We start from the raw sequence: 23543 nt of genomic DNA, 5'->3' as shown, positions 1-23543 counted from the left end.
GAACAAACATAAAAAGGAGTGTTTTAAAACGTAATTAAAAAACTTTTTTTCAGATTAATAATTTATTAACAAACTTAACAAAACTATATTATGAAAAAACACCATTCAATTTTCAAGTTTCTGATAATGGCCCTTTTGTGCTATTCATCAATTTTAAACGCTCAAGTACCCGTTGGTAATGGAAGCTACGCCACTAGTTTTCCTGGTACAGATAGTGCTGGACGAAATGGATTTCCTTCTGGCACACCTCAATTAAGCGGTGACGCCTTAGGTAAACCAGTTCCAACGAATGATTGGTGGTCAAAATTGGTAAAAGAAAATCATGCTGATAATCTTTTTAATTATCCAATGACCTTAAAAACCACTAATACGGGTTTAATCGTTACCTATATACCTTTTGGAGTTATTGGTGATTCTGCGCCTATTCAAGTTGGTTTGTCTGGATTAAATACAACCAAAACAACGGTTTCCGATTATTCCGATTGGACCGTAACCATGAACTGGAAAGATGCTTCTCACAACATGAGTGCTACTGCAGGAATTGGTATGCCTTTTATATATTTTGAAAAAGAAAGTGATGATGTTTTAGAAATTAAGGTCAATGCCGGAGCAGCAATCATTTCATCAGAATTATTAATAGTAGAGAATGCTAGTAACGGGGCTGATTTTGTGTTTTATGCACCCGTTGGAAGTACTTGGGAACAAAATGGTTCAACGTTCACTTCTACGTTAAATAATAAGACCTACTGGTCTATGGCCATGCTCCCCCAAAGCACAAGCAACGTGGCTTCTGTAGCTCAAGACTATGGAAAATATGCTTATGTATTTCCAATTAACACGACTACAGCTTGGGATTATAATAGAAGTACTTCAAAAGTATTAACAACATTTACTGTCGAAACAGACGTAAAAGAAGGTACAGAAACAAACATGTTATTAGGTTTATTGCCGCACCAGTGGAGTCATTTAGCTTTGGGCTCTGCAACACCAAACGGCTATAGTTACGATGGTGTTAGAGGAGAAATAAAAACTTTGGCTGGAAATGTATTTAGTGTAGAAAACACATTTAAGGGCATTTTACCCACCATGCCGTATTTGGCAAATCATAGTAATGGATTTAACCCATCAGAACTAGAAGCAAAAATTGCACAAATAGAGAACGATGGATTAGCCACTTGGACGGATTCTTATAATGAAGGTCAAGTAATGAATCGATTAATACAAACAGCAAGAATTGCAGATCAAACAGGTAATTTGACTGCTAGAAACAAAATGATTGCCACTATAAAAGAGCGATTAGAAGACTGGTTAACCTATCAATCTGGCGAAAAAGCATTCTTATTTTATTACAACAGCACGTGGTCGGCCATGTTAGGCTACCCTGCAGGACATGGTCAGGACACTAATATTAACGACCATCATTTTCATTGGGGATATTTTATACATGCAGCAGCTTTTATGGAACAATTTGAGCCTGGTTGGGCTGCTCAATGGGGTGATATGATTAATTTGTTGGTTAGGGATGCGGCTTCTAATAATAGGAATGATGATAAGTTTCCTTTTTTAAGAAATTTCAGTCCGTATGCAGGCCATTGCTGGGCCAATGGTTTTGCTTCTTTTCCGCAAGGGAATGATCAGGAATCAACCTCAGAGAGTATGCAATTCAATTCGTCATTGATACACTGGGGCACCATAACAGGAAATGATGCTATTCGCGATTTAGGGGTCTATCTTTACACCACAGAACAAACAGCGATAGAAGAGTATTGGTTTGATGTGAATGAACGTAACTTTAAACCTTCACAACAATACGGTTTAGTTTCGAGGGTGTGGGGAAACTCCTATGATAATGGTACCTTCTGGACTAGTGATATTACGGCATCTTATGGTATTGAACTTTACCCCATGCACGGTGGGTCTTTATATTTGGGACAGAATAAAAGTTACGTTCAAAAAATATGGAACGAGCTTAAAGCACATACCGAAATATTGAGCGCATCTAGTACCAACCCCAATCTATGGCATGATACCATTTGGAAATATCTGTCTTTTTTAGACCCTCAAGCCGCTATAGATTTGTATGATTCTTATCCAGACCGTAATATAAAATTTGGAGTTTCGGACGCACAAACGTACCATTGGTTACACGCCATGAATGCTATGGGTACACTGGAGGCTTCTTTAACCGCAGATTACCCTATTGCGGCAGCGTTTAACAAGGGGGGCTTGCTTTCTTATGTAGCCCACAATTATTCCAATGTACCTATAACGGTTACGTTTTCGGATGGATATGCCTTAGATGTACCCGCAAATAAAATGGCAACAAGTAAAGATGTTAGTGCAACGGGTATGCTTACATCTGATTTTAATCAGGCCTTTTCAAACGGAAGTGTAAATCTCATGGTGGAAACAACGGGTGCTGGAGTTACTAAAGTGGAGTTTTTTGATGGCACTACAGCTTTGGGGGAAACGCTTTCAAGCCCTTATGAAATGAAAGCCTTAAACCTAGAGTTGGGTATTCACAGCATGTATGCGAAAGTTTATACAGGAACGTCGTTTAATGTTACAAACATCATCAACATTCAGGTGGGAGAACAGGTGCCTTATTCCGGAAGTCCAATTTCAATCCCTTCAGAAATTATAGAAGCTGGGCATTACGATAAATTTGAAGGCGGCATTGGTCAGGGCATAGCATACGTAGACGTGTCCCAAGTAAACGAGGGAGGTTTTAGGCCAAATGAATATGTGGATGCTGCAATAGATGCCAACGAAGGCGCTTATTTAGGCTGGAATGCACCGGGGGAATGGGTAGAATATAGTATTGAAGTCGAAACGGCTGGAAACTATGATTTGTCTTTCAGATATGCATCCGGAAACCCTGCTGGAGGAGGCCCTTTTCATCTTGAAATTGATAACGTCATCATAAGTCCGAACATTAGTTTAAATGCCACAAGCACCAGCAACTGGAGTACATGGGCTACTAAAACGGTAAATAATATAGCATTGAACAAGGGTAAACATACGCTTAAATTAGTTTTTACTAACGGTGAGTTCAACTTAGGTAAATTACGCTTTGCTTATTCAGGGCCTTTAAGTTATAATCCACCAGTAGCTGAAGCGGGAGATAATGTAATAGTCGTTATGCCTGCTACAACAGCTGTATTGGATGCCTCGTTAAGTACCGATGCCGATACACCCATCTTAAATTATAATTGGGAACAACTTTATGGCCCGTCTATGATAAGCTTTTCTGCAAATAATGTGGTGTCTCCTAATATTTCAAATTTAAAAGAAGGCATTTATAAAGTAAAACTAACTGTTAATGATGGTACATATGCCTCAACAGATGAGGTGCTGGTAATTGTATCGGCCACAGGAAATATAAAACCTACGGTATCATTAATCGCTCCTTCTAATAGTGCTTTTTTTAAAGATGGGGATGACATCACCATAACAGCTTCTGCAACTGATTTAGATGGCGCTATAGCTAAAGTAGAATTTTATGATGGTGTGGTAAAAATAGGTGAAGACACTACGGAGCCTTATTCCTTTACTTGGTCTGGAGCAAGTGTTGGGGATCATATAATAACAGCAAAAGCGACGGATGATGCCGGTGGCAGTAGTGTAACTTCTGAGGTGTACATCAAGGTTCAAGATATAAAACAATGTACAGAAACGTTTTCACAAGCACAACAAGGAAACTTCTCAATAGGTTATAAAAGCACTTTTGAAACGATAGGTACAGATGTAAAAGTAAGGTTTGAGCTTTTAGATACAGACAAGGCAGGAGTAAGCGCCTATTTATGGCAACAAACACCATTTGCTGAATCTTCAATGGATCATGTGTCTGGAAACATTTTTACAAAAACGCTAAGTGGTTTAGCAGCAGGAACCACTATAAGCTATGCGTGCAAGTTTGCTTATGCGGGGGGGCTTTCTATAACTAAATATATCAGTTATGTTGTAGGCTCTGATTGTAGTGCTGCTAGTGATGCTCAGGCTCCAACAAGCTTTACGGTATCATTAGGAACCGTTACATCTAGTTCTGTGGAGTTGTTGTTAAATGCTACAGACGATTCGGGCACTGTAATTTATAATGTAGGTTATGGCGCTAATAATGTTACAAAAACAGGAGATTCTGGCGTTCAAAAACCTTTTATCCTTACAGCATTGGATCCAAATACAAGTTATACGTTTAATATTTCTGCATCTGATTTAGCTGGTAATACGGCTACCAACAACCCTATAACTATAAATGCAACCACAGCGGCCAATACGAGTACTCCATGTTCAGGAAATTCATCGGAAGCACAACAAGGGGCGTTCGAAATAGGATATAATTATAGTTTTGTTACTTCTGGTAATGATGTTACTTTAACCTTTGAATTATTGGACGATAAAGTGGGGGTTGTTGCGTATTTATGGAAAGAAACTCCCTTTGGAGAAACACCTATGTCAAATACTTCTGGTAAAACATTTACCGCCACAATTAATGGACAAACTGCTGGAGAAACGATTCGTTATGCCTGTAAGTTTGCTTTTTCAGGAGGCTTGGTGGTGACGAAATATTTTTCATATGTGGTTGGTAGTGCTTGTACATTAAGTAATGAATATGTTGATAATATACCTTTTAGCATATACCCCAATCCTACTCAAGATAGCTGGAAAATTCGAACAGAAAACATCCAGATGTCCACTATTCAGGTCTTTGATATATTAGGAAAAAGGGTGCTATTTATAGCGCCTAATGCAAGCGAAGCAACGATTAGTGCTGTGAGATTGAAGTCTGGTTTATATTTTGCGAAAATCCAAACTGCGACAGGTATTAGTAGTGTTAAGTTAATCAAACAATAAGTTACTTTTTCTTGAAATTTAAAAGTGAGGCGGTCTGAAAAGGCTGCCTTTTTGTTTTAAGTTTATAAAAAAGATAGAAGTCCGGCATAAACAATTAAATAGTTTAAAATATTTCTTTACTTTGTTTAAATACCTTTAAACGTATGCTTGATGATGTTTTAGCGGCCATTCCATTTGGAATAATCTTAGCCTTTACTATTGGTCCGGTTTTTTTCGTTTTGCTTGAAACTGGAGCGACTAAGGGGTTTAGAAGTGCGCTTATATTTGATTGTGGCGTTATGCTTGCCGATATCCTTTTTATTGGTGTAGCTTTTTTTAGTACAAACAAACTTCTCGATAAAATAAAGGACGAGCCTAGTTTTTTGGTTTTTGGAGGTGTTTTGCTAATTGTATACGGGATAATCTCTTTTATGAAAACCTCAAAATCTTTTCGGTCTATAGTTAAGGAATATCATAAAGTTGAGCTTAAGAAAAAGTACGGACAACTCTTTATTAAAGGGTTTTTACTCAATTTTATAAATATCGGCGTGCTGTTGGGCTGGGTCGCATTTATTGTTTTAGGCACTTCGTTAACCAGTTCAGACGATGGCTTAATAGTGTTTTTAAGTACTATTTTGATTGTTTATTTTATGGTAGATTTAATTAAAATAGTAATTGCTAAAAAATTAAAAAATAAGCTAACACCACGTCGCATCTTTAAAACCAAAAAAATTATTGCTTTAGTTATTTTAGGGTTTGGGGTTTTACTTTTGGTTCAAGGTTTTTTTCCAAATGAAAAAGAAAAAATTCAAGAAAAGTGGCAACAAATTCAGCATAAAAAAGATAAAGCTCTTCATTTAAATGGATAGCAGAAAGATATTGGCCATTCGAATGTTTAAATTATAAAAAAGTATTGTTTTTTCTATTTAAATTCTAATATGCCCCACTTAATCTTAAAACCCTCATACCTTTTAACAGGTACCTAATGCTTTCGGTTTTTAAAAAAAGGTATAAAAAAAACCTCTAACAGATGTTAAAGGTTTTTTGAGGCGTCGAGCGGATTCGAACCGCTGTAGAAGGTTTTGCAGACCTCTGCCTAGCCACTCGGCCACAACGCCAAATTATATCTTTTATAAAAAGAAATCTCATTGCGAGAGTGCAAAGGTAAAAAAATTTTAGTCTTTCCATCACATAAAATCATTTTTTACGCTTATCAGTCATTTTTATGGTTACTTTGGCCACATCGCCACCAATTGGCGGGTTTAATTTACTAATCCAAACGCTGGCTTTTTTAATAGCGGCATCTTCTTTAAAGATTCTATCCAATATACGCCGTGCAACGGTTTCCAATAATTGGGAGGGTAGTGCCATTTCATCTTTTATAATACGGTTTAAAAACACATAATCCACTGTATCGATAAGCTTATCAGATAGTGCCGAAGTTTGTAAATTAGCTTTCACTTGTAAATCGACACGGTAATGGCTTCCTATTTTTGTTTCTTCCTTTAAACACCCATGATGGGCAAAAACTCTTATATTTTCAACTTTTATAATTCCCATGTATTGCATTTTTAAGTCATCAAAATTACCTAATTTTGCACAATGTTTTTGTTTATTTTTAAACTTAAATATATTGTATGCGTTCACTAGTTATAAATTTTTATGTCTGAAGAAAACAAACCACTAAATTTTATTGAGCAAATAATAGAAGAAGACTTAGCCAAGGGGATGTCTAAAAACGACTTGCGTTTCCGTTTTCCTCCAGAACCAAATGGGTATTTGCATATTGGTCACATTAAGGCCATTGGCATTAGTTTTGGATTGGGAGAAAAATACAATGCTCCAGTAAATCTTCGTTTTGATGATACCAACCCAGCAAAGGAAGAACAGGAATATGTAGACGCCATTAAAAAAGATGTAGCTTGGTTAGGCTATACTTGGGATAAGGAATTGTATTCGTCAGATTATTTCCAACAATTGTACGATTGGGCTGTTTGTTTAATAAAAGAAGGCAAGGCCTATGTCGATTCGCAATCTAGTGATGCTATGGCAGAACAAAAAGGAACACCAACGCAACCCGGGATTGATGGCCCTAATAGGAACAGAAGTGTAGCTGAAAATTTAGATTTGTTCGAAAGAATGAAAGCAGGCGAATTTAATGCTGGAGAACACATTCTTCGTGCAAAAATAGATATGCAGCACCCCAATATGCTCATGCGTGACCCTATTATATACCGTGTTTTAAAAAAACAGCACCATAGAACAGGTAATGATTGGTGTGTTTACCCCATGTACGATTGGACGCATGGTGAAAGCGATTATATCGAGCAAATTTCACATTCTCTATGTTCGCTAGAATTTAAGCCTCATAGAGAGCTTTACGATTGGTTTTTAGACCAAGTGGTAGAGCATGGTAAATTAAGGCCTAAGCAGCGTGAATTTGCGCGTTTAAATCTAAGTTATACCATAATGAGCAAGCGAAAACTGTTGCAATTGGTAGAAGATAAAGTTGTAAAAGGCTGGGACGATCCAAGAATGCCTACGGTTTCTGGTTTGCGACGTCGTGGTTATACCCCTGCTTCGCTAAGAAAATTTGTAGAAACTGTTGGTGTTGCAAAGCGTGAAAATGTAATTGATGTGTCGCTTTTAGAATTCTGTATTCGAGAAGATTTAAATAAAAGCGCTCCCAGAATAATGGCTGTTTTAGATCCTGTAAAGTTGGTTATCACTAATTATCCAGAAGGAAAAGAAGAGTGGTTGGAGGCTGAAAATAATCAAGAGGATGAAAATGCTGGCTTTAGAAAAGTGCCTTTTTCTAGAACGCTTTATATTGAGAAAGATGATTTTAAAGAAGAAGCAGGAAATAAATTTTTTAGATTGAAATTGGGTGGCGAAGTACGCCTTAAAAACGCCTATATCATTAAAGCTGATAGCGTTGTAAAAGATTCTAAAGGGAATATAACGGAGATTCACTGTACCTATTCTGAAGATACATCTAAAAAAGTAAAAGGGACCTTGCATTGGGTTTCTATAAAGCATGCTATTAAAGCAGAGGTTAGGGAGTACGATCGTTTGTTTATGGAAGAAGCACCAGAGAGCCACCCTAATAAAGATTATATGGATTTTATCAATCCAAATTCTTTAAAGATTATTGAAGCTTTTGTAGAGCCGAGTTTAAAAAATGCTAAAAAAGGAGATCATTTTCAATTTCAACGTTTAGGTTATTTTAATGTAGACGACGATAGTACTTCGGAGGCTTTGGTCTTTAATAAAACAGTAGGTTTGCGGGATACTTGGACAAAACAATCTGCACCCAAGCAGAATGAGGCTACTAATCAGCAAAATAACACGAATATGCAGCCTAAGCGTAAGGCTATTGATGTTATTCAGCAATTAGGGAAAAAATACACCAATTTACCAGAGGCTAAACAAGTAAAAACAAAGGCCGATATCCAAGAGTTGGCTAAAACGGTAAGTTACGACGAGTTGCAGCCTTTGTTTAATACGGCAGCCAAGAAAGTGGGTACACGCATTGCCGTGATTCTTGTTTTAGGGGTACTATTAAATCAAGGTCAAGAAAGAAATGAGGATATAAACGAATTTATTGACAAAGCTCTGGATGACAAAAATGAACTTCTTGTTGCAGAGGCCGGTTTAATAAAATAAAAAACCACCTGCATTGTTTTAAACAGTGCAGGTTTTTAATCCGAGCAAGAATCTTTCAAACCCATTTTTCAAATCCATTATCGGCATTTTCAGGAAGACCGTAGCTTTTGAAGTGGAGAAGAGCTGTTTTTTTAGATTATCTGTTCTGGTTCAATAGCAGATAATCATCACCAAATATATCAGGCTTAGTTAATTTTTTTCATGTGAAACACGCTTTGAAACATGTTTTTTAACTACTATAATATATTCTGTTTTAAATTTTTTCAATTTTTTTATGTAAGTTTTAATACATTTAAAGACTGAGGGTACTTAACTTCGGTTTTTTATTTCCTATTGAAAACATACTGTATTTATAAATCATACAAAGCACTTCCAAAATCTTGGGATGCTTTAGTTGCTCATGACCTTTTTTTACAATCAGATTATTTACAAGCACTAGAGGAAGCATCACCACAAACCATCCAACTGTTTTATATTGGGGTGTTTTCTAGTCAAAAATTAGTTGGTGTTGCCGTAGTGCAACGTGTTCAATTGTATTTAAAAGATATGTTTAGGACGCGTCATGGAGCTTGTTTAAAAACGTTTTTTCAAGATTCAATTTCAAAAGTATTGAAAGGTAATATACTGGTGGTTGGAAATTTAACGCATACAGGACAACATAGCTTGTTTTTTCAGAATGATAACATAACGCAATCAGAGTATTTAAAACTGATTTATAAGGCTTTAAGTGATATAAAAAAAGATATTAAATTAAAGCAAAACAAAACGATCCGTGCTATCATGTTTAAAGATTATTTTATTGAAGACTCTTTGAATCTTGAATACGAATTTTTTAATAGTAGGTGTTTACGCAAGGTTTTAGTGCAGCCCAATATGATGTTATCGCTACGTCCTGATTGGTTAAAAAAAGAAGATTACAAAACCAGCTTGAATAAAAAATATAGGGATAGGTATAAACGCGCCAGGAAAAAACGGAATGGTATTGTTTGTAAAGAATTGGATTTGGAAAGCATAAAGAACACCTCTAAAAAATTGCATGCCCTTTATTTAAATGTATCCCATAATGCAAGTTTTAATACTTTTTTTCTTCCACAGCATCATTTTTATACATTAAAACAACAACTTAAAGTACGGTTTAGAGTATTTGGCTATTATTTGGATGATGATTTGATTGGTTTTTATAGTTTGATTTTAAATGGAAACCACTTAGAAACCTATTTCTTAGGCTACAACTCTAAACATCAACTTCCCAATCAAATATATTTAAACATGCTTTATGATATGGCCGAATTTGCCATTGAACATCAGTTTGAAAAAGTTGTCTATGCCAGAACCGCTATGGAAATAAAGAGTTCTGTTGGGGCTAAACCTAAAGCGATGCTAATGTATATAAAACACACCAACCGTTTTGTAAATGCACTTTTAAAGCCTATATTTTACGTTATGAACCCCTCACAAGATTGGGTAGAGCGGCATCCATTTACTAATTAGTGTAATTCTTTTTTTGTTATAGATTAGGTAATTTCTTCTTTAGTAAAAAGGAACAATTTAAACTAAGTTTTAATCATGCTTTAGAAACAAGGCTTAATAGCCCTTCGTTATGGTTTGGTAAACCAAGACCATTTAGGGCTTTTAGTAAGTAGAAGAAGTGGTGCTTTTAATATAACTCCTGAAAGTGTAGTGCCTTCAGGAGTTGTGTTTTTAGCAACTAATCTTCTTTTTTCTTTCTTGAGTTTTTCATGGCCTCACCAATTTGATTGCTTGCCGTAAAACTAGCGACCATGTCATTTAACATCTGGCTACCTGCTTGTGGTGAATTTGGCAATAAAATTAAATTACTATTGGTTTCGCTACCAATGGCCTGTAATGTGTCATAATGTTGTGTAACAACAATTAGTGCAGACGCTTCTTGAGAGTTAATGCCAACTCGGTTTAAAACATCTACAGATTCTTCTAGACCTCGTGCAATTTCACGACGTTGATCGGCAATTCCTTGCCCTTGTAAACGTTTGCTTTCGGCTTCAGCTTTAGCTTTCTCGACAATTAAAATACGTGCAGCATCTCCTTCATATTGAGCAGCTGTTTTTTCTCTATCGGCGGCGTTAATCCTGTTCATTGCCGATTTAACTTGGGCATCAGGATCAATATCCGTTACTAAAGTCTTAATAATGTCAAATCCATAATCGAGCATAGCATCATTTAATTCCGCTTTTACAGCCAATGCAATATCGTCTTTTCTAACAAAAACATCATCCAATTTCATTTTTGGAACTTCAGCACGTACCACATCGAACACATAACTGGTAATTTGGTCGTGTGGATAATCTAACTTGTAAAAGGCATCATATACCTTTTCATTTAAAACTCTGTATTGTACAGATACTTTTAATTTAACAAAAACATCGTCGAGGGTCTTGGTTTCAATAAGAACATCCAACTGTTGTATTTTTAAGCTCAATCTACCAGAAACCTTATCGATTAAAGGAATTTTAAGCTGTAATCCTGAATGGCGGATGCTTTGGAATTTACCAAAACGCTCTACAATAGCAGCGGTTTGTTGTTTTACGGTAAAGAAGGACGAGATTAAAATTATTAATCCGATAACAAGAAAGGGGACAAGATAAAAGTTCATAATATGTGATTAAAGTGTTAAGAAAACTGTGAAGGACTAAATTACATTATAATCATGCATTAGTCTCTAAATTAACGATTAAATATGTAAACGCAATCTTATTTATTTAGATAACGGTATTTTTTATTTATAAAAAAGCCTCCTTATTTTTGTAAAGAGGCTTTGTGTTTTTTGCTTTAATGTAGACTGGTATTAAAGCGTTTTTATTATATTTTCAATACGTTTAACTGTTTCCGCTTTTCCAATCATATACATAATTTCAAACACATCTGGACCTTGTAAAGCGCCTACTAAGGCCAAACGCAATGGCATCATTATTTTTCCAAAGGCAATATCGTTTTTTGTAATCCAGCCTTTAATATCTTTTTCAAGGGCTGTAACCGTAAATTCATCTATAGGAAGGATAATACTCTTTAACTGAGACATTAAATCTGCGGTATCGTCTTTAAATGCTTTTTTAGAAGCTTTTTCATCGTAAGCAGTGGGTGCGGTGAAAAAGAAATGGCTCAGGTCCCAAAAATCGGAAACAAAAGTGGCACGCTCTTTAATTAAACCAACGACCAAGGCTATATAATTTACATCTATGTCGTTTTGAGCGGTTAGAGAAGTTGCATTAGAATGAGATTTTTCGCTATCACTCTGAATGACAGATAGGTTTTTGTCAACAATAGGTTTAAATAATTCTGCTAGATCCTCATCATATTGATCTTGCATATAATGGTGGTTAAACCATTTTATTTTATCAGGATCAAAACGAGCCCCCGATTTATTAACACGCTCTAAGTCGAAAGCATTTACGAGTTCTTCAATGGTAAATATTTCTTGTTCTGTACCAGGGTTCCACCCTAAAAATGCTAAGAAATTGATCATGGCTTCTGCAAAATAGCCGTCTTCTTTGTAGCCCCTTGAAGTGTCGTTGGTTTTGGGGTCTGTCCATTGTAAAGGAAAAACGGGAAACCCCATTTTATCGCCGTCACGTTTGCTTAATTTCCCTTTACCAGTAGGCTTTAAAATTAATGGTAAATGTGCAAATTCTGGAGCTTCCCAGCCAAAAGCGGTATATAATTGATAATGTAATGCTAATGATGGCAACCATTCTTCGCCACGTATCACATGGCTAATTTTCATTAAGTGATCATCAACAATGTTTGCTAAATGGTAGGTAGGCATACCATCGCTTTTAAACAATACTTTATCATCTAAAACATTCGTGTCAATTTTCATGTCGCCACGAATAATATCTGTTAAATGCAAAGTTTCATCATGAGGTGATTTAAAACGAATCACATAATCTTCACCAGCATCCAATTTAGCTTGCGTTTCTTCCGCGCTAAGCGACAAAGAATTGCTTAGTTTTAAACGGTTATGCCAATTATATATAAAAGTTTTGCCTTGATTTTCATGGTTTTTTCTATGAAAATCTAAATCTTCGGCAGTATCAAATGCATAATAAGCGTTACCAGAAGCAATAAGTTGTTCGGCATATTTTTTGTATAAAGGTTTACGTTCACTTTGTCTATATGGACCATAGGTTTCGTTTTTGCCTAAGCCTTCGTCATATGGAATACCACACCAATTTAAAGCATCTATAATGTACTGTTCAGCACCTTCTACATAGCGGTTCTGGTCGGTGTCTTCTATTCTTAACACAAAAGTTCCGTTATGTTTTTTAGCAAATAAGTAGTTGAATAATGCGGTGCGAACACCACCTATATGTAATGGGCCAGTTGGGCTTGGTGCAAAACGCACACGAACGTTTTTGGTCATGCTTTATAATTATTGGTTAAACGGGTTTTAAATATCCATGTTATATGGGGTTCGATCCTTATTTTGATATTAGGGCAAAGATACAATTAACACATAATTATAAACCCTGTAAAAAAAATAATTGTAGTTTAGTAGGTTGATAATTTTATATTGAAATGTTTTGCCTAGTCCATGACGAATTTCAAAAATATACAAAATAAGCTCGAAGCTTTTATTAGGCGCTACTATACTAATGAATTGCTTAAGGGTGCTATTTTGTTTTTCGCAATTGGTGTCTTTTATTTTTTGCTAACACTATTTATTGAACACGTGTTATGGTTAGGCACTGCAGCTAGAGCTATTCTTTTTTGGCTTTTTATAGCGGTTGAAATTGGTTTGCTGGCCCAATTTATTTTCATGCCTTTAGCCAAGCTCTTCAAACTTCAAAAAGGGATAGATTATAAAATGGCATCAAAACTTATCGGCAATCATTTTCCGGAAGTGCATGATAAATTGTTCAATGTTCTACAATTAAATGAGCATGAAGAGAAGACGGAACTGTTGCTGGCAAGCATCGATCAAAAATCATTAGAGCTCAATCCTATCCCATTTAAACTAGCTGTTAATTTAAAAAAAAACATAGAGTATTTAAAATACGCTGCTATTCCTGTTGTTATTATACTTGTAGTTTTTTCTATTGGAAATTTTAAATGGTTTAGTGATAGTTATAAACGCGTGGTAGATTATAAGACGGCTTACGAGCCTCCAGCACCTTTTCAGTTTTATGTTGTAAATGATAGTTTAAATGCTCTTGAAAATAAAGATTTCAAATTATTTGTAAAAACGGCGGGGAGGCTTAGTCCTGAAAATGTACAGATAACATATAATAATGAAATCTATTTTTTAGAGCAAAAAGGAGTAGGTGAATTTGAATATGTGTTTTCGCAACCTAAAGAGCCTATCGTGTTTCAATTATCTGCCAATAATGTGTTTTCAAAGTCCTATACGCTAAATGTGGTTAAGGTTCCTACTTTGCTTAGTTTTCAAATGACTTTAGAATATCCCAATTATATAAAAAAACAGACAGAGATTTTAAAAAATACTGGGAATGCTTTGGTACCCGAGGGGACAACTGTTACATGGGAACTAAGGGCAAAGGCTACCGATATGGTGCATTTATATTCTGAAGATACTTTGGTTTTTAATTATAATAAAGTAGGAGTTTTTAAAACGTCTAAACAAGTTTTTAATAATCTTAATTATCGCTTAAGCACAGGGAATAAGCAATTGGAGAATTATGAAAATTTAGATTTTGCCATAAAAACAGTTAAAGATGAATATCCAGAATTAAGATTAAAAGTGGAACAAGATAGCTTGGATTTGCAAAGTCTTTATTTTTATGGACAAGTAAGTGACGATTATGGTTTTAGTAAGCTCCAAATGGTATATTATCCATCTGATAATGAATCTGATAAGCAAGTTTTGCCTATAGCGGTTTCAAATTCAAATGTTTCGGAGTTTATAAGTGCATTCCCTAATCAGTTTAAAGTAGACCCTGGTGTGTCTTATGATCTGTATTTTCAAGTGTTTGATAATGATGAGTTTAATGCCTTTAAAAGTGTTAAGAGTGCTACCTTTACTTATAAAAAACGAACAAAAGGCGAGGAAGCAGACAAACAGCTTAAAGAACAAACAGAAACGATTAAGGGTTTTGATAGTGCTTTAAATAAATTTTCAGAGCGAGAGAAGGAATTGCAAGCACTTACTAAAACTCAAAAAGAGAAATCTAGACTCAATTATAATGATAAAAAGAAATTAGAATCTTTTTTTAAGCGTCAGGAAGAACAAGACGCAATGATGAAGAATTTCAATGAAAAACTAAAAAAGAATCTAAACGAATTTCAAAAAGACAACCCGATAGAGGATGTTTTTAAGGAAGTTTTAAAAAAACGATTAAAAGAAAATGAAGAAAAATTAAAGCGAGACGAAAAGCTTTTAGATGAAATTAAAAGGTTGCACGAGAGGCTGAGTAAAGAGAAATTAATTGAAAAACTGGATGATCTTGCAAAACAGAATAAAACTAAAAAACGAAGTTTAGAGCAATTATTGGAGTTAACTAAGCGTTTTTATATTGAGAAAAAGCTAGAGAAACTTAAAGATGATTTAGAAAAATTAGCGATAGATCAGGAGGATTTATCAAAAAAAGCGAAGGAAGAGAACACGAAAGAAAACCAAGAACAACTTAATAAAAGCTTCGATAGTTTTAAGAAACAGCTAGAGGCTTTAGAAAAGGACGCTAAGGTTTTAAAAAAACCAATTGATATTCCTAGGGATGTTTTAGATGAAAATGAGATTGATAAAGAACAGCAAATAGCATCTGATCAATTAAGGGTTTCTGAAGATGAAATTAAAGACGCGGATAGCGATGATAATGATTTTAAAAAAGCACAACAAAGTCAGAAGAAAGCAGCCCAAAAAATAAAAGCACTTGCGAATAAAATGAAAAGCGCAATGCAATCCAGTGGAGGAGAGCAAACGCAAGAAGACGCAGCGATGTTGCGGCAGGTTCTTGATAATTTAGTATTGTTTTCTTTTGATCAAGAAGCGCTTATGAAGCGGTTTATTTCTATAAATGTTAATCATAATAAGTTCGCCTCCTATCTTGTTAAACAAAATAATCTTCGAGAAAATTTCGAGCATATTGATGATAGTTTATTTGCTTTGTCCTTAAGGCAGCCTAAGTTATCTGAGCCTGTAAATAAAGAGATTTCCGAAGTGTTTTATAATATGGATAAAGCATTGGAGCACTTAGCGCAGAACGATCTTTATCAAGGCGTGTCCAGTCAGCAATTTGCTTTTACAGCGGCAAACAATTTGGCCGATATCTTAAGTAGTGTTTTAGATAATATGCAAGAAAACATGAATATGTCTGCAGGTAAAGGAGGTGAAGCAGATATGCAGATGCCAGATATTATTATGAGTCAAGAAGAGCTTAATAAGATGATGGATCAGGGTGTGAAGGCAGGTGAAAAAGGAAAACAAAAAGAGCGTGGTGGCAAAGAGGATGAGAAAGGTGAAAAAAATCCTGATAAAGAGGGGCGAGGTCAAGAGGATAAGGGGGGGCTAGAAGGGTCTTCGGGAAGCAGAGAAGGGGGTAGTGCGTCTCAAAATGCTTTGCTTTATCAAATTTACAAACAACAACAAGTGTTGCGTCATGCGCTGGAAGAACGCTTGGCTAAAGATGGAAAAAAAGCAGGTGCCGATGGGCTAGTTGAGAAAATGGAGGCTATTGAAATGGATCTATTGAATAAAGGTTTTACAGATGAGACGTATCAAAAAATGATGGATTTAAAACACCAGCTTCTTAAAATGGAACATGCCAGCCTGGAGCAAGGTGAGGATAGTAGGAGAAAAGCAAACACAAGTCAAAAGCTTTTTGAGAACCAGAGCAACAATCAAATACCTACTGCTAAACAATATTTTAAAACTACTGAAATATTAAACAGACAAACTTTACCTTTGCGCCAAATTTATAAAAAGAAAGTTCAGGACTATTTTAAGAAAGACAATGATTGATTATAATTACGAAACAGATTTTGAGTTGTCATCAGAAGCTCGAATTTCAACATGGTTAACTCAGGCCATTTTAAACGAAGGATTTGAGTTAGGTGAAATTAGTTATGTGTTTTGTGATGATGAATATTTGCATAAATTAAATGTAGAATTCTTAAATCACGACACGCTTACGGATGTTATTAGCTTTGATTATTCTGTTGGTGAATTGATACAAGGTGATGTTTTTATCTCTATAGAACGCGTTAAAGATAATGCAAAAACTTTCGACGTACCTTTTGAAGATGAATTGCACAGGGTGATAATTCATGGTGTATTGCATTATTGTGGATACAAAGATAAATCTAAAGCAGAAGCAGATTTGATGCGAGATAAAGAAAATCAATATCTCGATATGCTGAAAGGTCTGCTGTAGAAGGGGGTTTGATGTTAGCTTATGTCTTAAAGTAGAGTGAAAAACAAAACGTTCCACGTGGAACGTTAAAAAAACAAAATATATGTTTAACGAAGTTTATGATGTTATAGTAGTTGGTGCGGGGCATGCTGGAGGAGAAGCTGCTGCGGCTGCGGCAAATATGGGAGCTAAAACATTGCTCGTTACCATGAATTTGCAAAACATTGCACAGATGTCTTGTAACCCAGCTATGGGCGGTATTGCTAAAGGTCAAATTGTACGAGAAATTGATGCTTTGGGAGGGTATAGCGGTATTGTTTCCGATACATCTGCTATACAGTTTAAGATGCTTAATAAGTCTAAGGGTCCCGCTATGTGGAGCCCAAGAGTGCAAAGTGATAGGATGCGTTTTGCCGAAGATTGGCGCTTGCTTTTAGAGCAAACAGATAATCTTGACTTTTATCAAGATATGGTTTCTGGTTTGTTAATTGAGAACCATAAAGCAGTTGGTGTAAAAACATCGCTTGGCATTGAGATAAAAGCTAAGAGTGTTGTGCTTACCAATGGTACTTTTTTAAATGGATTGATCCATATAGGTGTTAAGAACTTTGGAGGCGGTAGAGCTGGCGAAAGAGCTGCAACGGGTATAACGGAGCAGCTTGTAAGTTTGGGTTTTGAATCTGGTAGAATGAAGACGGGGACTCCGCCGAGGGTTGATGGAAGAAGTTTGGATTATTCAAAAATGGTAGAGCAACCTGGCGATGAAAAGCCAGAGAAGTTTTCGTATTTAGATGTGACAAAACCTTTGGAAAAGCAGCGATCTTGCTATATGAGTTATACGAGTGAGGTGGTTCATGATTTACTTCGTGAAGGTTTTGATCGTTCGCCAATGTTTAATGGTAGGATAAAAAGTTTAGGGCCGCGCTACTGTCCTTCTATTGAGGATAAAATCAATCGTTTTGCAGATAAAGATAGGCATCAGCTTTTTGTGGAGCCTGAAGGTTGGAATACCTGCGAGGTTTATGTGAATGGGTTTTCTACGTCATTACCGGAGGATATTCAGTTTAAAGCATTGCGATCTGTTGTGGGTTTTGAGAATGTTAAATTTTTTCGTCCAGGTTATGCGATAGAGTATGATTATTTTCCGCCAACACAATTAAGGCATACGTTGGAGACGAAGCTTGTGGAGGGTTTGTATTTTGCGGGGCAAATTAATGGAACAACAGGTTATGAGGAGGCGGCTTCTCAAGGGATGATGGCGGGTATTAATGCGGTGCTTAAAATTAGAGAAAAGGATCCTTTTATTCTAAAAAGAGATGAGGCTTATATTGGTGTCTTGGTAGACGATTTGATTACAAAAGGCACGGAGGAGCCGTATAGAATGTTTACTTCTCGAGCGGAGTATCGCACATTATTAAGGCAGGATAATGCCGATTTGCGTTTAACGCCAAAGAGTTTTGATATTGGGTTGGCTTCAGAAAAGCGTTTAAAGCGAATGGAGGAAAAGCATGGAGCGGCTAAGCGGTTTGTTAAATTTTTTGAAGAAACTAGTGTTAAGCCCGAAGAGGCTAATCCGGTTTTAGGATCAAAAAACTCTGCGTTAGTGAAGCAATCTGATAAAATGTTTAAAATTTTTTCACGACCAAATATTACTATAGAGGATGTTAGGAAGTTTGATGCTGTAGCGCGGTATATTCAGGAGAATGATTTGGATAGTGAGGTGATAGAACAAACAGAGATACAGGTGAAGTATTCTGGTTATATTGCAAAGGAAAAAAATAATGCAGATAAGTTAACGCGTTTAGAATATGTGAAGATTCCTGAGAATTTTGATTACTCGCAAATAAAATCAATGAGTTTTGAGGCACGCGAAAAGCTTAAAAAAATTCAGCCAACAACTGTTTCTCAAGCTTCTCGAATTAGCGGTGTTTCACCTAATGATGTTTCTGTGTTGTTGGTTTATATGGGAAGGTAGTTTTTGGTGTTCCACGTGGAACGCCTACGTAGTGAAAAATAAAACTTGAATCCCTGCGAAAGCAAGAATTTGTGTTTATAATAAGATTGTTGTTTAATAGTCGATGTGGTTAAAGCGTGATTTTTTTAAAAAAGTATGTCAGAACAAAAAATGAACCATGTGTATTTAAAGCTTAAAGATTATTCCGTTTCTGGTAAAAATTTTAGGTTGGTCACTAATTTAGAGTATGGTTTTTTGGAAACACGACCTAAGCCTTCTTTTGAAGAGTTGCCTGATTATTATAAAAGTGAAGATTATATTTCGCATACCGATTCAAAAAGGAATCTATTTGAAAAAGTATATCATGTGGTTCGGGTTTTTTCTTTAAGAAAAAAAACAGGTATAATTAATTCTTATGGTTCAGGGGGTAAGCATTTGTTAGACTTTGGATGTGGAACAGGTGATTTTTTACAAACAGCAAAACAACAGGGTTGGACTGTGGTTGGTGTTGAGCCCAATACCGATGCGCGAACCCTCGCTAATGTAAAAACGGATAATGCTGTTTTTGATAGTGACTATTTGCTAACGTGCGAAGCGTGTACTTTTGATGTGATTACGCTTTGGCATGTTTTAGAGCATTTGCCTAATTTGGAAAAAGATATCACATTGCTTAAAAGTCTGTTAAAACCAAACGGTATATTGGTGGTGGCGGTTCCTAATTATAAAAGTTATGATGCCCAATATTATAAAAATTTTTGGGCAGCTTATGATGTTCCCCGACACCTTTGGCATTTTAATCAAAAATCGATTTCAAGGTTGGTTTTAAAACAAGGCTTACGTGTCGTGAGAACAAAACCGATGCTTTTTGATGCTTTTTATGTGAGCATGCTTTCTGAAAAGTACAAAACAGGAAAAATGAATATTTTAAAAGCGGTTTGGGTTGGTTTGGTTTCTAATCTCAAATCCTTCATTACAAAAGAGGCTTCTTCTATAATTTATATCATAAAAAACAACTAAAACCTCTTTTTAAGACCGTATTTGAACGAAAAACAGGCTTGTTGTGGTTTATGTGCGGGTTTTTTTAAAACACGCTTAAAAGCCTTTATAGAAAGCGATTGTTGATAGCGGTTTGTTATGGTGCTTTTTGTTTGTATAAGTATTTCTTATGGTGTGTTTCCTGTAAAATTTATTAAGTAATATCTGAGTTTACTTTACTATTTTTGTGCGTCTTAAAAATATTAAAAATGAAAAACATAATTTATGTAGTAGTATTGAGTCTGGTTTTAACTTCTTGTCAGGAACAAGCCAAAATTGGTTTTGTAGATAATGGCAAGGTTATAAATGATTTTCAAGAGAAGATAGATCTTGAAGCGAAATTTAAAATTAAAGAAGATTCTTTTAGAAAAAAATTCGATAGTATAGATCAAGCATTTCAAATAGAGGTTCAAAAATTCCAAACTGAAGCTAATAAAATGGCCCAGGCAAAAGCTCAAGAATTGTACCAACAGCTTGGTCAAAAAAAGCAAATGCAAGATCAACAGAGACAAATGGAAGCTCAACAATTTCAAAAAGAATTTCAAGACGAAATTGATAGTTTAATTGTGAAGGTTAAAGGTTTTGTAAAAGACTACGGAGAAAAAAACAACTACACCTATATTTTAGGTACAAGTGATGCTGCTGCGACGGTTTTGTATGGAGCAGAGGAGCATGATTTAACCAATACGGTTTTAGATGCTTTAAATGAACAAAGTAAAAAGAAATAGTTTTTCTGATATATATTAGAAAAAGTCCTTTTATAAAAATTTTTATAAAAGGACTTTTTTTATGCTATTCTGCTTTTTTATGAAGTAATCGTGTTAACTTAATCGATAGGTCTGTTAAGATAATTTTAGAGTTTCCATTTCGTTCAATATGATAGATGGCATCTTGAAGAGCGTCGCTTATTTCTAAAATATTTGATCCATGAATAAATGGAGCAAAGTTTTCAAGTTTAAATTTTTCTGTTTTAGGTTGAAAATAAACTAAGGCATTGGCATTGTAATTAACGAGCAAAGCTTGGCGGAAAAAGTCCAAACAAAAGTTTAGAAATTGTTTTTGGGTTTCGCGTCCAGTCTTGGCAATATCGTCACTCCATGAAATTAAATCATGTATGGCTGCCTTGTTGCCTTTAGCTTTAAAAGCGCTTCGAATCCAGAAAATAAACCATGTTTCAAATTGGATGTCTTCAGAATCTTTATAGATAAGGTCGCAGGCTTTATTGTAATTGCCATTTGCTTGATGCGCGATTTTGGTAGCAACAGATAGCTCTATATTGTAATTTTTAACCAATGCATCTTTGATAACGTCTTCGGCCAAGGGTGGAAAATTTAAAACTTGGCAACGTGATCTAATGGTGCTGATGATTTGTTCTTCATCTTCGGCAATTAAAATAAAAATGGTTTTATTTGGAGGCTCTTCAATAAGTTTTAAGAGTTTATTGGAGCAGGCCGTATTCATTTTTTCTGCCATCCAGATTACCATCACTTTATAGCCCCCTTCATAAGATTTTAGAGATAAGGATTTTACAATTTCTAAGGCTTCATCTACACCTATCTGGCCTTGTTTATTGTCAACGCCAAGCAGTTTGTACCAGTCAAAAAGGTTGCCATAAGGTTGTTCTTTTATAAGTTGGCGCCATTCTTCTAAATAATAACTGGAAACGGGCTTGCTTTTTACCTTATCGCTAGTGGTTACAGGAAAAGCAAAATGTAAATCGGGGTGGGAGAGGGTGTTGAATTTTAAATTACACGCTCCGTTCCCTGTGTTGTTTTCTCCATTTTTGTTTCGGCACAACAGATATTGCGCATAGGCAATAGCCATGGGTAGCGTGCCGGAGCCTTCTTTTCCTACAAACAACTGTGCATGTGCAATCCTACCATTATCCACGCTTTGGGTAAGGTGTTTTTTTATATGGTCTTGACCTAAAATTTCTTCAAAAAGCATAAAGCAAACCTACATAATTTTCTGGTATTATTTACTGTACAGCCCTATAGTTTGATGTTGTTTTTAATGCTTTTATATGCAGATGCTATATTGGGAAAAGAAAGGGTTTGATTTTTAAGTTTGGTATAAATCTAGAAAAGTACTGTGCTAAAGTCTGATGTTTTGTTTTTTTCATTAAAAACTTCTATATCTACATCGTTTTCGTTAAAAAAGGCGTTTTATTCCTGTTTTTAATTAGTTACATTTGTGAATCAAATACTTAAAAACAAAAAACAAAATATAATGAAAACCCTTAACGATTTTAATTTCGAAAATAAAAAAGCATTAATTCGCGTAGATTTTAATGTGCCATTAAATGATAAGCTGGAAGTCACTGATAATACAAGGATTGTTTCAGCCAAGCCAACCATTATAAAAATTTTGGAAGATGGCGGAAGCTGTATTTTAATGTCGCATTTAGGCCGTCCAAAAGGTGCCGAAGAAGCGTTTTCTTTACGCAATATTGTAAATGAACTTGAAAATGTTTTAGGTGTTGAGGTTAAGTTTGTTGATGCTTGTGTTGGTGATAAAGCAGAAGCTGCAGCAGCCAATTTAGAGCCCGGACAAGTTTTGTTATTGGAAAACTTGCGTTTTCATAAAGAGGAAACTGCTGGAGATAAAGCATTTGCCGAGCAATTATCGAAATTAGGTGATGTTTACGTGAACGATGCGTTCGGTACCGCACACAGAGCACATGCCTCTACAACCATTATTGCTCAGTTTTTTCCGAAAGCGAAATGTTTTGGGTACTTATTGGAGCAAGAAATTGAAAGTATCGATAAGGTTATGAAAACAGGAGAGAAGCCTGTTCTTGCTATACTTGGTGGTGCTAAAGTATCCTCAAAAATTACTATTATCGAAAACATATTAGATAAAATCGATCATTTGATCATTGGTGGTGGTATGGCCTTTACCTTTGTGAAAGCTAAAGGAGGAAAAATTGGGAATTCGATTTGTGAAGATGATAAAATGGAATTGGCCTTAGAAATTTTAAAACAAGCAGAACAAAAAAATGTTAAGGTGCACATTCCTGTAGATGTGGTTGCTGCCGATGCTTTTAGTAACGATGCGAATACACAAGTGGTTGATATTAATGATATTCCTGATGGTTGGGAAGGTGTCGATGCGGGCCCAGAATCTAGAAAACAATTTCATGATGTGGTGATGCAAAGCAAAACCATTCTTTGGAATGGCCCTTTAGGTGTTTTTGAAATGGAAAGTTTTGCAAAAGGAACAATTGAATTAGGAAATTCAATTGCAGAAGCAACTAAAAACGGAGCTTTTTCACTTGTTGGTGGTGGAGACTCTGTAGCTGCTGTTAAACAGTTTGGTTTTGAGGATAAAGTAAGCTACGTAAGCACAGGAGGAGGCGCTATGCTAGAAAGCTTAGAAGGTAAAAAACTACCTGGTATTGCTGCTATTTTAGAATAAAAATAAAAGTCTTGATAAGATTGAACAGCCTCAAATTTGAGGCTGTTTTTTTTTAAGCGCGTATTGGTTATACATTTTAACACAAAATAAAAAAGAATGGGGCTATTTTTTTAAAGAATTTTATAGTGAGGTCATTTAAACTTTTTGCTTTTCATTTTCTTTAGGAATATTGCCATAAATGATAGATAATTGAAACCCAACCAACTTGCAATGGTTGTGTCAAATCTATTTAGTAGTGAGCGATAACTGTCCATCCAAGCGTTTGTCCGTTCAATTGCATATCTTTCTTTATA

Annotated in this window: 14 protein-coding genes, 1 tRNA gene and 1 pseudogene; 10 read left to right on the top strand and 6 right to left on the bottom strand. The window is 35.5% G+C overall.

Annotation, left to right across the window (positions count from 1 at the left end; translation table 11 throughout):
- The first annotated feature begins 90 nt into the window (after positions 1-90).
- Both ACFFU9_RS08625 and ACFFU9_RS08620 read left to right on the top strand, forming a co-directional pair.
- Positions 91-4854, top strand: coding sequence for a glycosyl hydrolase (locus ACFFU9_RS08625; protein ID WP_379861000.1), 4764 nt, complete (start codon positions 91-93; stop codon positions 4852-4854).
- 143 nt (positions 4855-4997) lie between these two features.
- Positions 4998-5702, top strand: coding sequence for a LysE family translocator (locus ACFFU9_RS08620; RefSeq protein ID WP_379860998.1), 705 nt, complete (start codon positions 4998-5000; stop codon positions 5700-5702).
- Between the two features lie 178 nt (positions 5703-5880).
- Here ACFFU9_RS08620 and ACFFU9_RS08615 read toward each other — a convergent pair.
- Together ACFFU9_RS08615 and folB are read right to left on the bottom strand one after the other, a co-directional pair.
- Positions 5881-5951, bottom strand: a tRNA-Cys gene (locus ACFFU9_RS08615).
- Between the two features lie 79 nt (positions 5952-6030).
- The gene (folB, locus tag ACFFU9_RS08610) at positions 6031-6393 is read right to left on the bottom strand and encodes a dihydroneopterin aldolase (RefSeq protein ID WP_379860997.1); all 363 of its coding nucleotides are present in this window, start codon (positions 6391-6393) and stop codon (positions 6031-6033) included.
- Between the two features lie 102 nt (positions 6394-6495).
- On the opposite strand from folB, the gene ACFFU9_RS08605 reads away from it, so the two are divergent.
- Both ACFFU9_RS08605 and ACFFU9_RS08600 read left to right on the top strand, forming a co-directional pair.
- Positions 6496-8499, top strand: a complete 2004-nt coding sequence (locus ACFFU9_RS08605) for a glutamine--tRNA ligase/YqeY domain fusion protein (protein WP_379860996.1) — start codon at positions 6496-6498, stop codon at positions 8497-8499.
- Positions 8500-8832: 333 nt separating this feature from the next.
- The gene (locus tag ACFFU9_RS08600) at positions 8833-9990 is read left to right on the top strand and encodes a GNAT family N-acetyltransferase (RefSeq protein WP_379860995.1); all 1158 of its coding nucleotides are present in this window, start codon (positions 8833-8835) and stop codon (positions 9988-9990) included.
- A gap of 217 nt (positions 9991-10207) precedes the next feature.
- Here ACFFU9_RS08600 and ACFFU9_RS08595 read toward each other — a convergent pair whose 3' ends face one another.
- Together ACFFU9_RS08595 and gltX are read right to left on the bottom strand one after the other, a co-directional pair.
- The gene (locus ACFFU9_RS08595) at positions 10208-11131 is read right to left on the bottom strand and encodes an SPFH domain-containing protein (protein ID WP_379860994.1); all 924 of its coding nucleotides are present in this window, start codon (positions 11129-11131) and stop codon (positions 10208-10210) included.
- A gap of 192 nt (positions 11132-11323) precedes the next feature.
- Complete coding sequence (gene gltX, locus ACFFU9_RS08590; protein ID WP_379860993.1) at positions 11324-12898, bottom strand: glutamate--tRNA ligase; 1575 nt, start codon at positions 12896-12898, stop codon at positions 11324-11326.
- Positions 12899-13069: 171 nt separating this feature from the next.
- Here gltX and ACFFU9_RS08585 point away from each other — a divergent pair, with 171 nt between their 5' ends.
- The 5 genes from ACFFU9_RS08585 to ACFFU9_RS08565 all read left to right on the top strand — a co-directional run bounded on the left by ACFFU9_RS08585 (position 13070) and on the right by ACFFU9_RS08565 (position 20561).
- Positions 13070-16453, top strand: coding sequence for a coiled-coil domain-containing protein (locus ACFFU9_RS08585; RefSeq protein WP_379860992.1), 3384 nt, complete (start codon positions 13070-13072; stop codon positions 16451-16453).
- Positions 16446-16865 (top strand): rRNA maturation RNase YbeY, encoded by a 420-nt coding sequence (ybeY, locus tag ACFFU9_RS08580; protein ID WP_379860991.1) that lies wholly within the window; start codon positions 16446-16448, stop codon positions 16863-16865. Before ACFFU9_RS08585 ends, ybeY begins: the two co-directional genes overlap by 8 nt.
- Before the next feature lie 82 nt (positions 16866-16947).
- On the top strand, positions 16948-18819 hold the full coding sequence (gene mnmG / locus ACFFU9_RS08575) for a tRNA uridine-5-carboxymethylaminomethyl(34) synthesis enzyme MnmG (RefSeq protein WP_379860990.1): 1872 nt from the start codon (positions 16948-16950) through the stop codon (positions 18817-18819).
- A gap of 135 nt (positions 18820-18954) precedes the next feature.
- Complete coding sequence (locus ACFFU9_RS08570; protein WP_379860989.1) at positions 18955-19815, top strand: class I SAM-dependent methyltransferase; 861 nt, start codon at positions 18955-18957, stop codon at positions 19813-19815.
- A 227-nt stretch (positions 19816-20042) separates the two neighbouring features.
- Positions 20043-20561 (top strand): OmpH/Skp family outer membrane protein, encoded by a 519-nt coding sequence (locus ACFFU9_RS08565; protein WP_379860988.1) that lies wholly within the window; start codon positions 20043-20045, stop codon positions 20559-20561.
- Between the two features lie 64 nt (positions 20562-20625).
- On the opposite strand, the gene ACFFU9_RS08560 is transcribed toward ACFFU9_RS08565, so the two are convergent.
- The gene (locus ACFFU9_RS08560; protein WP_379860987.1) at positions 20626-21780 is read right to left on the bottom strand and encodes a DNA polymerase III subunit; all 1155 of its coding nucleotides are present in this window, start codon (positions 21778-21780) and stop codon (positions 20626-20628) included.
- Between the two features lie 282 nt (positions 21781-22062).
- Between ACFFU9_RS08560 and ACFFU9_RS08555 the strand changes: the two genes are divergently transcribed.
- Positions 22063-23250: a phosphoglycerate kinase gene (locus tag ACFFU9_RS08555; protein ID WP_379860986.1), complete on the top strand. Its 1188-nt coding sequence runs from the start codon at positions 22063-22065 to the stop codon at positions 23248-23250.
- Between the two features lie 131 nt (positions 23251-23381).
- Here ACFFU9_RS08555 and ACFFU9_RS08550 read toward each other — a convergent pair.
- A pseudogene (locus ACFFU9_RS08550) lies at positions 23382-23543 on the bottom strand (IS5 family transposase); the annotation flags it as partial.

The sequence above is a fragment of the Mariniflexile ostreae genome, from assembly GCF_042427585.1.
In the GTDB taxonomy this organism is placed as follows: Bacteria; Bacteroidota; Bacteroidia; order Flavobacteriales; family Flavobacteriaceae; genus Pseudalgibacter; species Pseudalgibacter ostreae.
This window is presented reverse-complemented; position numbering and strand designations above follow the sequence as displayed.